This is a genomic window from Microbacterium sp. zg.Y909, assembly GCF_024626565.1.
Map to the genome: position 1 here is coordinate 1 of NZ_JANJFJ010000143.1, position 10,499 is coordinate 10,499.

The 10,499-nt window shown below is 70.8% G+C and carries 9 protein-coding genes; 2 read left to right on the forward strand and 7 right to left on the reverse strand.

The annotated features are described in order from the left end of the window. From NQ160_RS11715 to NQ160_RS11740, 6 genes are all read right to left on the reverse strand, one after another. Positions 1–352: HpcH/HpaI aldolase family protein (locus tag NQ160_RS11715; protein ID WP_306853224.1), on the reverse strand; the 352-nt coding region annotated here is incomplete at its 3' end. After that, positions 337–1,122 carry a fumarylacetoacetate hydrolase family protein gene (locus NQ160_RS11720; RefSeq protein WP_257515415.1) on the reverse strand — a complete coding sequence of 262 codons (786 nt, stop codon included), beginning with the start codon at positions 1,120–1,122 and terminating at the stop codon, positions 337–339. The genes NQ160_RS11720 and NQ160_RS11715, both read right to left, overlap by 16 nt. Positions 1,123–1,156: 34 nt before the next feature. Beyond that, positions 1,157–2,293, reverse strand: coding sequence for a 3,4-dihydroxyphenylacetate 2,3-dioxygenase (gene hpaD / locus NQ160_RS11725; RefSeq protein ID WP_257515416.1), 1,137 nt, complete (start codon positions 2,291–2,293; stop codon positions 1,157–1,159). A 31-nt stretch (positions 2,294–2,324) separates the two neighbouring features. Continuing rightward, entirely contained in the window at positions 2,325–3,839 is a 1,515-nt protein-coding gene (gene hpaE, locus NQ160_RS11730) for a 5-carboxymethyl-2-hydroxymuconate semialdehyde dehydrogenase (protein ID WP_257515417.1), read from the reverse strand. A 27-nt stretch (positions 3,840–3,866) separates the two neighbouring features. Further along, positions 3,867–4,541 carry a GntR family transcriptional regulator gene (locus NQ160_RS11735; RefSeq protein ID WP_257515418.1) on the reverse strand — a complete coding sequence of 225 codons (675 nt, stop codon included), beginning with the start codon at positions 4,539–4,541 and terminating at the stop codon, positions 3,867–3,869. A gap of 1 nt (position 4,542) precedes the next feature. Beyond that, on the reverse strand, positions 4,543–6,018 hold the full coding sequence (locus NQ160_RS11740) for a fumarylacetoacetate hydrolase family protein (RefSeq protein WP_257515419.1): 1,476 nt from the start codon (positions 6,016–6,018) through the stop codon (positions 4,543–4,545). Between the two features lie 182 nt (positions 6,019–6,200). Here NQ160_RS11740 and NQ160_RS11745 point away from each other — a divergent pair, with 182 nt between their 5' ends. Beyond that, positions 6,201–8,081: an FAD-binding monooxygenase gene (locus NQ160_RS11745; RefSeq protein ID WP_257515422.1), complete on the forward strand. Its 1,881-nt coding sequence runs from the start codon at positions 6,201–6,203 to the stop codon at positions 8,079–8,081. A 139-nt stretch (positions 8,082–8,220) separates the two neighbouring features. Here the strand turns inward: NQ160_RS11745 and NQ160_RS11750 are convergent, their stop codons facing one another. Then, the gene (locus tag NQ160_RS11750; RefSeq protein WP_257515420.1) at positions 8,221–9,870 is read right to left on the reverse strand and encodes a thiamine pyrophosphate-binding protein; all 1,650 of its coding nucleotides are present in this window, start codon (positions 9,868–9,870) and stop codon (positions 8,221–8,223) included. A 224-nt stretch (positions 9,871–10,094) separates the two neighbouring features. Between NQ160_RS11750 and NQ160_RS11755 the strand changes: the two genes are divergently transcribed. Then, positions 10,095–10,499, forward strand: a 405-nt coding sequence (locus NQ160_RS11755; RefSeq protein ID WP_257515109.1) for an aldehyde dehydrogenase family protein, incomplete at its 3' end; no start/stop codon positions are given.

Consider the following 10,499-nt stretch of genomic DNA (forward strand, 5'->3'; position numbering starts at 1 on the left):
GGGGCGGGTATCGGACGGCGGCGACGACCGCCCGCGCCTCGTCCGCGCTCGACACCATCGGCACGAGAAGGTTCTGCGCGCCGAGGTCGAGCACCTGCTTGATCGTCACGGGGTCGCCGATCGGCACGCGCACGACCGGTGTGATCGGATATGCGGCCACGGCCTGCAGCTGAGCGAGCACCGACGCGAGCGAGTTGGGCGAGTGCTCCATGTCGATGAGCAGCCAGTCCAGCCCTGACCCGGCGCAGATCTCCGCCACGACGGGCGACCCCGAGCACACCCACATCCCGGTGAGGGGACGCGAAGCAGCGCCGAGCTGCTGGCGGAACGTCGGTGTCAGACGAAGTGGCATGTGATGACTCCCATCGGTCCGTAGTCGCAGCTCACGGTGTCGCCTCGCCCGGCCCACACGGGCCGGGTGAAGGATCCCGCCAGGATGATCTCGCCGACCTCGAGCCGTGCGCCGTGCTGGTGCAGCTTGTTCGCGAGCCAGGCCACACCCGCAGCCGGGTGGCCGAGCACGCCGGCGGCGACCCCGGTCTCCTCGATCTCGCTGTTGCGTGAGAGCACGCCCGGCACCCAGCGCAGATCGATCTCGTCCGGACGCTTCCGGGTGCTGCCGAGCACCATGGCGCCGTAGGCGGCGTTGTCGGCGATGGTGTCGACGATCGTGCGGCCCTCGAGCTCGATGTGGGAGTTGAGGATCTCCAACGCGGGCACCGCGTAGTCGATCGCGCGCAGCGCATCGTCGAGGGTGCAGTCGGGGCCCTCGAGCGGCTCGGCGAGCACGAAAGCCAGTTCCACCTCGACGCGCACGTTCGAGAAGTGGTCGACGGGGATCTCGGCGCCGTCGGCGTAGACCGTGTCGTCGAACATGACGCCGTAGTCGGGCTCCGAGATCCCCGTGGCCTGCTGCATCGCCTTGGAGGTGAGTCCGATCTTGCGCCCCGCCAGCCGGCGTCCGGCGGCGAGGTTCTTGTCGCGCCACACGCCCTGGATCGCGTAGGAGTCCTCGACGGTCGCCTCGGGGTGGCGCGCGGTGATGCGGCGGATCACCCCGTGGGTGCGGTCGGCCTCAGCCAGCTCGGTGGCGATCGCCGCGATCGTGTCGGGGGGCAGCATCGGTGTCTCCTTCGGTCTGGTCAGCGTACGGGGGTCAGAGCTGGTGGCCCAGCTTGCGTTCGCCGTCGCCGGGGCGGGTGTACGAGAACCCGTCGGCGCCGATGGTCACGGCCATCTCGCTGCTGTCGGTGCGCGCCACGACGGGCTGCGGGTTGCCGTCGAGGTCGAGCACGAGGGATGCCTCGGTGTACCAGGACGGCACGACCGGGTTCCCCCACCAGTCGCGGCGCTGGTTGTCGTGGACGTCCCACGTGATGACCGGGTTGTCGGGGTCGCCGGTGTAGTAGTCCTGCGTGTAGATCTCCACGCGGTGCCCGTCGGGGTCGCGCAGGTACAGGTAGAAGGCGTTCGACACCCCGTGGCGGCCGGGGCCGCGCTCGATGGCATCCGATCGGCGGAGGGCTCCGAGCTTGTCGCAGATCGCCAGGATGTTGTGCTTCTCGTGCGTGGCGAAGGCGACGTGGTGCATGCGGGGGCCGTCGCCGCCGGTCATCGCGGTGTCGTGCACGGTGGGCTTGCGGCGCATCCACGCGGCGTACACCGTTCCTTCGTCGTCCTGGATGTCCTCGGTCACGCGGAAGCCGAGATCCTGCATGAACTTCACGGCGCGCGGGACGTCGGGGGTCACCTGGTTGAAGTGGTCGAGCCGCACCAGCTCGCCGGGGGTGTGCAGGTCGTAGCGCCATGCCAGGCGCTCGACGTGCTCGGTCTGGAAGAAGAACTCGTACGGGAAGCCGAGGGGATCCTCCACGCGCACGGCGTCGCCGATGCCCTTGACGAAACCCTCGGGGCGGCGCTCGACGCGGCATCCGAGCTCGGTGTAGAACGCGACCGCCTTGTCGAGGTCCTCCGCCGATCGCACACGGTACGAGAAGGCCGCGACGGCCGCGACCGGCCCCTTGCGCAGCACCAGGTTGTGGTGGATGAACTCCTCCGTCGAGCGGAGGTAGATCGCCTCGTCGTCTTCCTCGGTCACGTACAGACCCAGCACGTCGACGTAGAACGTGCGGGATGCCGCGAGGTCGGTGACCACGAGCTCCATGTAGGCGCAGCGGAGGATGTCCGGCGCGGGCACCGAGGGGGTCGGCACCGGGTCGTCGGTGCGGATGGGGGCCTCCTGGGAGACGAAGAAGCCCGAGGAGGTCAGGGTCATGTCGTCGCGGTGGGTCATGTCAGCGTCCTTGCTGTCCGGGCGGAGTGGGTCAGTTCTTGCCGAAGGTCGGGTTGTGCACCGTGCCGAGGGTGATGTGCACCGCCTGCTGGTCGGTGTAGAAGTCGATCGAGCGATAACCGCCCTCGTGACCCAGGCCCGAGGCCTTCACCCCGCCGAAGGGCGTCCGCAGGTCCCGCACATTGTTGGAGTTCAGCCACACCATGCCCGCGTCGATCGCCTGCGAGAAGTTGTGGGCCCGCTTGAGGTCGTTGGTCCAGACGTACGCGGCCAGGCCGTACTTCGTGTCGTTGGCCAGCGCCACCGCATCGTCGTCGGTGTCGAACGGGGTGATCGCGACGACAGGCCCGAAGATCTCCTCCTGGAAGATGCGGGCCTCGGGCGCCACGTCGGCGAAGACGGTGGGGGCGACGAAGTTGCCGAAGGCGAAACCCTCCGGCTGGCCGCCGCCGGCGACCAGGCGCCCCTCGGTCTTGCCGATCTCGATGTAGCCCATGACCTTGTCGAAGTGCTCGGGGTGCACGAGCGCTCCGACCTCGGTGGCCGGGTCGTGCGGGTAGCCGACCTTCACTCGCCGGGCCTGCGCGGCGTAGCGCTCGACGAACTCGTCGTAGACGTCGCGCTGCACGAGGATGCGGCTGCCGGCGGTGCACCGCTCGCCGTTGAGGGAGAAGACGCCGAAGATCGTGGCATCCACCGCCGCCTCGAGGTCGGCGTCGGCGAAGACGATCGCGGGGGACTTGCCGCCGAGCTCCATCGACAGGCCCTTGAGGTGCGGCGCGGCGTTGCCGAAGATGATCTGCCCGGTGCGGCTCTCGCCCGTGAACGAGATGAGGGGCACGTCGGGGTGCTTGACCAGTGCGTCGCCGGCATCCTCACCCAGGCCGTTGACGAGGTTGAACACGCCCTGCGGCAGGCCGGCTTCCTCGAAGATGCCGGCCCACAGCGATGCCGACAGCGGAGTGAACTCGGCGGGCTTGAGCACCACGGTGTTGCCGGTGGCCAGCGCCGGGGCGAGCTTCCACGACTCGAGCATGAACGGGGTGTTCCACGGGGTGATGAGCCCGGCCACGCCGATCGGCTTGCGGTTGACGTAGTTGATCTGGCGTCCCGGCACCTTGAAGGTGTCATCGGACTGCGCCACGATCAGGTCGGCGAAGAAGCGGAAGTTCTCGGCGGCGCGGCGGGCCTGGCCGAGGGCCTGCGTGATCGGCAGGCCGGAGTCGAAGGATTCCAGCTCCGCCAGTCGGGCATCGCGCGCCTCCACGAGGTCGGCGATGCGGTGGAGCACCCGTGAGCGCTCGCGGGGCAGCATCTTGGGCCACGGGCCGTGGGTGAACGCGCGCCGGGCGGCGGTGACGGCCAGGTCGATGTCGGCCTTCTTGCCGGCGGCGGCCGTGACGTAGACCTCGTTGGAGACCGGCTCGAGCACGTCGAAGGTGTCGCCGTCGACGGAGTCGGTGAACGCCCCGTCGATGTAGTGGCGGATGCGATCGGGCAGATCGGCGGGGACGTGGCGCCGGTCCAGCGCGGGTGCGTCGGTCATGTCGCTTCCTCCAGATCGTCGGAAAGGTCAGAACGCCGGGAGACGGAGGGTCTCGTCGGGGTGCTCGTGGATCATGTAGGCGTCGAGGGTCGTCGCACGGTGCCGGCGGGCGGCCTGCTCGATCTCGCCCAGTGGGGCTGAGGTCTCGATGAGACGCAGGATCTCCTCGTGCTCGCGCACCGATTCCTGCGCACGACCGGGGACGAAGGTGAAGGTCGAGTCGCGCAGGTGACCGAGCCTGGCCCACTCCGCCTGCACGAGTTCGAGCATGCGGGGGTTGGCGCACTTGGCGAAGAGGATCTCGTGGAAGCGCTGGTTCAGCGCGGTGAATGCCCGCGGCTCGAAGTCGGACAGGCGCCTCACCATCTGCTCGTTGACCGCGCGGGCCTCGCGGATGTCGGACTCGGTGATGGCGCGGGATGCCAGCGCGGTCGCCGTGCCCTCCAGCACGCTCAGCGCCTGCATGCTGTAGCGGTACTGGGAGTCGTCGACCATCGCCACGTGGGCGCCGACGTTGCGCTCGAAGGTCACCAGCCCTTCTGCTTCGAGCTGGCGAATCGCCTCGCGCACCGGCACGACGCTCATGTCGAGCTCGCCGGCGATCGTGCCCAGCACGAGACGGTAGCCGGGGGTGAACTCCTGGGCGGCGATGCGCTCCTTGATCCACTGGTAGGCGCGCTGGGACTTGCTGACGGCATCCATGTCAGGAGTCCGTCCGCTCGGCGTCGTATCGGGCGCGCCACTGCGCGTTCATCGGGAAGAGCCCGTCGATGGGGTGCCCTGCGGCGACCTGGGCGGCGACCCAGGCGTCTTCGTCCTCCTGCGCGAGCGCCGCGTCGGCCACCTCCTGCGCGATGGCGGGCGGCAGCACGATCACGCCGTCGGCGTCGCCGACGATGATGTCGCCGGGCAGCACCGTGGTGCCGCCGCAGGCGACGGCGACGTCGGTCTGCCACGGCACGTGCTTGCGGCCGAGGACGGCGGGGTGCGCGCCGGCGGAGTAGACCGGGATGCCGACGGCCGCGACCGCCTCGGCATCGCGGACGCCGCCGTCGGTCACGATGCCTGCGGCGCCTCGAGCGTGCGCACGGATCGCGAGGATGTCGCCGAGCGTGCCCGACCCCGCCTCGCCCCGCGCCTCGATGACGATGACTTCGCCCTCGTCGACGGCGTCGAACGCGCGCTTCTGCGCGTTGTAGCCACCGCCGTGCGCGGCGAACAGGTCTTCGCGGCCCGGGACGAAGCGCAGCGTCTTGGCGGTGCCGACGAGCTTGCGATCGGGGTGGGTGGGCCGCACCCCGTCGATGGTCACGTTGTCGAGGCCGCGCTTGCGCAGCTGCTGCGACAGCGCGGCGACGGGGATGCGCTCGAGCTGGGCGCGCAATTCGGGGTCGAGGCCGACGGGCGGCAGGCCCGCGGCTTCGCGGGAGCCCCACGCCTCTTCGCGCTGGGTGTCGTCGACGGCGGGGAGTGACCCCAGCTGCGGATCGAACGGCACGGCGGGGCCGGCGACGACCGTGGTGGTGAGGCGGCCGGAGGTGGCACCGGACTCGGGGGCATCCACCTCGACCTCCACGACGTCACCGGGCTGGACGACCGAGGATCCTGCCGGCGTGCCGGTGAGGATGACGTCGCCGGGCTCGAGGGTGAAGTGCTGGGACAGGTCGGCGACGAACTGGGCCAGCGGGAAGATGAGGTCCGCTGCCGTGCCGTGCTGTCGGAGCTCGCCGTTGACCCATGCCCGCACGCGCAGCTCGGTGGGGTCGATGGTGCGCGCATCGATCAGGTGGGGGCCGATCGGGGTGAACCCGTCGCCGCCCTTGGAGCGCACGTTCGAGCCCTTGTCGGCTGCGCGCAGGTCGTACAGTCCCAGGTCGTCCGCGGCGGTGACCCAGCCGACGTGCTCCCAGGCGCGGGAGAGGGGCACCCGCCGCGCGGCGGTGCCGATCACGAGCGCGATCTCGCCCTCGAAGGCGAGCAGCTCGGTGCCCTCCGGGCGCTCCACCGTTCCGCCGGTGGCCGCGACCGAGCTGGACGCCTTGAAGAAGTACGACGGCGCGGCGGGGCGGCGCCCGCGCTGGGCGGCGCGCGACTCGTAGCTCAGGTGCACGGCGATGATCTTGCCCGGACGGCCGGGAAGGCCGGAGAATCGGGGATCGGTCGGGATGTCGATGGTCATGAGCTCCCTCGCTCTTGCGTCGTATCTGAAATCGTATATGATCATGCCACGGCCGGCAACCCCGGTCGACCCGACACGACAGAGACGTCACACCCTGGGAGTACGACGATGAGTTCACCCCGGCCCTCCGCGGGTTTCACACCCACTGGCACGATCGCCGCCGCCACCGACCGCAGGCGATGATGCAGTTCCACCACCACGGCTACGTCTCCACCGACCCGCGCGTGCAGCCGGCGGCGGGCACAGGCATCGACCGCCCCGCCGAGCTTCCCGACGAGATGGATGTGCTCATCGTCGGCTCCGGACCCGCCGGCATGCTGCTGGCCGCCCAGCTCGCGCAGTACCCGAGCGTGACCACCCGCCTCGTCGAGCGTCGCCCCGAGCGCCTCGCGATCGGGCAGGCCGACGGCATCCAGGCGCGCAGTGTCGAGACGTTCCAGGCCTTCGGGTTCGCCGAGCGCATCACGGCCGAGGCCTACCGGATCAGCGAGATGAATTTCTGGGCGCCCGACGCCGCCGACCGCTCGCGGATCGTCCGCACCGCGCGCGCCGACGACGACCCGCACGGCATCAGCGAGTTCCCGCACCTCATCGTCAACCAGGCCCGTGTGCTCGACTACTTCGCCGAGGTCGCGGCCACCGCGCCGGCGCGAATCAGCCCCGATTACGGCTGGGAGTTCGTCTCGCTCGAGGTCGGCGAGGGGGAGTACCCCGTGACGGTCACGCTGGTGCGCACCGATGGACCCGACGCCGGGCAGGAGCGCATGGTGCGCGCGAGGTACGTCGTCGGCTGCGACGGCGCGCGCAGCAGGGTGCGCCAGGCCATCGGGCGCACGCACATCGGCGACCAGTCCCGGCACGCCTGGGGCGTCATGGACGTGCTGGCCGTCACCGACTTCCCCGACATCCGCATCAAGTGCGCGATCCAGTCCGAGCACGGCAGCATCCTGCTCATCCCCCGCGAGGGCGGTCACCTCTTCCGCATGTACGTCGACCTCGGCGAGGTGCCGGAGGACGACAACGGCAAGGTGCGCACGACCCCGCTGGAGGCGATCATCGCCAAGGCGAACGACATCCTCGGCCAGTACACCCTCGACGTCAAAGACGTCGCGTGGTGGTCGGTGTACGAGGTCGGCCACCGCGTCACCGACAAGTTCGACGACATCGATCCGGGCGCGGATGGTACCCCGCACGTGTTCATCTGCGGCGACGCCTGCCACACCCACAGCGCCAAGGCGGGCCAGGGCATGAACGTCTCGATGCAGGACGGGTTCAACCTCGGCTGGAAGCTCGGCTCGGTGCTGACCGGTCGGGCGCCTGAGGCGCTGCTGTCGACGTACTCCGCCGAGCGGCGGGAGATCGCGCAGAACCTCATCGATTTCGACAAGGAGTGGTCGAGCCTCATGGCCAAGAAGCCCGAGGAGTTCGACAGCCCCGAGGAACTGGCCGAGTTCTACACGGCCACCGCGGAGTTCCCCGCGGGTTTCATGACGCAATACCGGCCTTCGATGATCGTGGGGGAGGCCACCCACCAGGCACTGGCGACGGGCTTCCCCGTCGGCAAGCGTTTCACCTCAGCGCCGGTGGTGCGCATCGGCGACGCGGTGCCCGCCCACCTCGGCCACCACGCCCGTGCCGACGGCCGGTGGCGCATCTACGCGTTCGCCGACCGCGACGCCTCGGCCCTGAGGGAATGGGCGGACTGGCTGGCGACGGCATCCGCCTCACCGGTCGTGCGGTTCACCCCGGCCGAGGCCGACCTCGACGCCGTGTTCGACGTGAAGGTCGTCTACCAGCAGGACCACTCCGAGGTGGAGATGGCGGACATCCCGGCGGTGTTCCTGCCGCGCGTCGGGCCCTTCGGACTGATCGACTACGAGAAGATCTACGCCGCCCGCGGCGACGACGACATCTTCGAGCGGCGCGGCATCGACCGCGACGGCGCGGTCGTGGTGGTGCGGCCGGACCAGTACGTCGCGCACGTGCTGCCGCTGAGCGACCGCCAGGAGCTGGCGGACTTCTTCGCGCAGCACATGGTGGAGCCGGCGGCCGTCCCGGCCTGACCCGGGCGGCTTACGTCGGCGCCGTCGGCGTTGCCGAAACAAGGAGATCTGCCGGAATGCGGATGTGGGCGGCGAATCCGTCCTCGTTTCGGCGGATCCCCGCATATCGGCGCACCCGCGACGGGAGAGCTCCGCCCCGTCAGCTGTTCACGCGGATGATCTCCTGCTGGTACGGGGCGATGACCGACGACGAGATGCGCAGGTCCAGCAGCAGATAGGGGCGCTCGGATGCCGGCTGGGCCGCCCATTCCGCCAGCGCCGCCAGGTCGGCCAGCTTGCGCACGACCACACCGTGCGCGCCGACGGCGGATGCGAGGCCGGCGAAGTCGACGTCGGGGATCATCATCGGGCCGCGGGCGACGCCCTTCAGGCCGTACAGGTTCACCTCGGCGCCGTACGCGCCGTCGCTCCACACCACCGCCAGCCCCCGCCCGCCGGCGACGCGCACCGCGGACTCGAGGTCGGCCAGCGCCATGAGGCCGCCGCCGTCGCCGGTGGTGAGCACCACCGTGGCATCCGGCTGCGCCAGTGCCGCGCCGGGCACGCTCGGAAACCCCAGGCCGATCGACTGGAAGGCGGTGCCGATCATCATCATGCGGTCGGGCGACGCAACCGGCCAGTACATGTTCGCCCAGCCGATGAAGTGCCCGCCGTCCGAGACCACGACGCGGTTCTCCGGCAGCAGCTCGCCGATGCGCGCAGCCGCCGCGCGGGGGTCGAGGCGGCCGTCGGCGGCGAACTCCTCGCCGGCCTCCTGGGTGCGCAGCGCGGCGATGTCGACGCTCTCTCGCCAGCCGGAGGGTGCGGCGCCGAGCCCCGTCACAGCGGTGGCGAGGGCATCGGCCACCACGGCGGCGTCGCCGCGGATGAACCCGCCGACGTGCGGGTGGGTCGCCGCGGGCGCGGTGTCGACCTGGACAACGCGGGTGCCCGGTGCGAACAGGTCGCCGAAGCGCATCGTGAACTGGTTCAGCGACGCCCCGAACACCACCGCGACGTCGGCGTCGCGCACAAGCTCCATCGCGCCCTCGGCCCCGAATCCGCCGGTGACGCCGAGGTCGTACTCCGGGCGGGGGAAGACGCCCCGCCCGAGCGCGGTCGTCGCCGTCACCGCACCGGTGGCGTCGGCGAGGCGACCGAGTGCCGCGCCGGCTCCCGAGACCCACGCGCCGCGGCCGGCCAGCAGCAGCGGGCGGCGGGCGCAGGCCAGCGCGCGGGCGAGGTCGTCGACGGCGGCGCGGGCGAAGGGTCCAGGCTGTAGCGGCGCCGGCAGCGCCGGCTCCGGCGCCGCCGGGATCGGCCCCGCCTCACGGGTGGCCACGTCGTAGGGGATCGCCAGCACCGTCGGCACCCGGTAGGTCAGGGCGTGCTCGATGGCGATGACGGTGGTCGCGGCGGCATCCGTCCGACCCACGGTGTATGTGCGGGCGCCGACGGCCGCCGCCAGCGCGATCTGGTCGACGTCCCAGGGGCGCGGCCCAGAGGTGGGCTCGTCGCCGACGACGAGCACCAGCGGCACGTGCGCCTGAACGGCCTCGGCCAGTGCGGTGAGGGTGTTGGTGAACCCGGCGCCGTACGTCGCGGTCGCGGCGGCCAGGCGCCCCGAGGCGCGGTGGTAGGCGTCGGCGGCGACGACGGCGCCCGCCTCGTGACGGACGGCGGTGAACGAGGCGTCGGTGTCGCGCACGAGGGCGTCGAGGAACCAGGCGTTGCCGTTGCCCATCAACCCGAAGACGTGATCGATGTGGGCGGCGAGAGTGACGGCGACGTGCGCGGAGACGGAGGGCATGGGCGGTGCTCCAGGTACAGGGACGGTGATCGGATGCCGTATGTGTCTGGCTCGCCCGCCCGAGACCGTCGTCGGTCGCGGGCTTGCGGGTGGCTGCGTGCCCCTTTTTCGGGCACCGCCGGCGCACGGCCGCCGGACGTCACCGAGTATAGGGTCATTTGCGCGGGGATCGTATACGATCATCGGGACGTGTGTGTGCGGCATCCGACGACGAAGGAGTCCTAATGACTGACGACCGCGAGACCGAGCTGCTGGCCTCCGTTCCAGAGGGCCTGTTCATCGACGGGGCCTGGCGCGCGGCATCGGACGGAGGCACGCTCGACGTCGTCGACCCTGCCACCGGCGATGTGGTGAAGACCATCGCCAGCGCCTCGGTCGCCGACGGTGTGGCCGCCTTGGATGCCGCTGACGCGGCGTTCCCGGCCTGGGCGGCGACCCCCGCCCGTGAGCGCGGCGAACTGCTGCGGCGCGCCTTCGACCTGCTGCAGGAGCGGAAGGAGGACTTCGCGTTGCTGATGACCCTCGAGATGGGAAAGCCCCTCGCCGAGGCGCGCGGTGAAGTCGCCTACGGTGGCGAGTTCCTGCGGTGGTTCAGCGAGGAGGCGGTGCGCGCGAACGGCCGTTACGGG

Excerpts from the sequence above, each read along its gene's own strand:
- NQ160_RS11720 (WP_257515415.1), bottom strand. The coding sequence starts at position 1,122 with ATGCTGCCCCCCGACACGATCGCGGCGATCGCCACCGAGCTGGCTGAG.
- hpaD (WP_257515416.1), bottom strand. The coding sequence starts at position 2,293 with ATGACCCACCGCGACGACATGACCCTGACCTCCTCGGGCTTCTTCGTC.
- hpaE (WP_257515417.1), bottom strand. The coding sequence starts at position 3,839 with ATGACCGACGCACCCGCGCTGGACCGGCGCCACGTCCCCGCCGATCTG.
- NQ160_RS11735 (WP_257515418.1), bottom strand. The coding sequence starts at position 4,541 with ATGGATGCCGTCAGCAAGTCCCAGCGCGCCTACCAGTGGATCAAGGAG.
- NQ160_RS11740 (WP_257515419.1), bottom strand. The coding sequence starts at position 6,018 with ATGACCATCGACATCCCGACCGATCCCCGATTCTCCGGCCTTCCCGGC.
- NQ160_RS11745 (WP_257515422.1), top strand. The coding sequence starts at position 6,201 with ATGCAGTTCCACCACCACGGCTACGTCTCCACCGACCCGCGCGTGCAG.
- NQ160_RS11750 (WP_257515420.1), bottom strand. The coding sequence starts at position 9,870 with ATGCCCTCCGTCTCCGCGCACGTCGCCGTCACTCTCGCCGCCCACATC.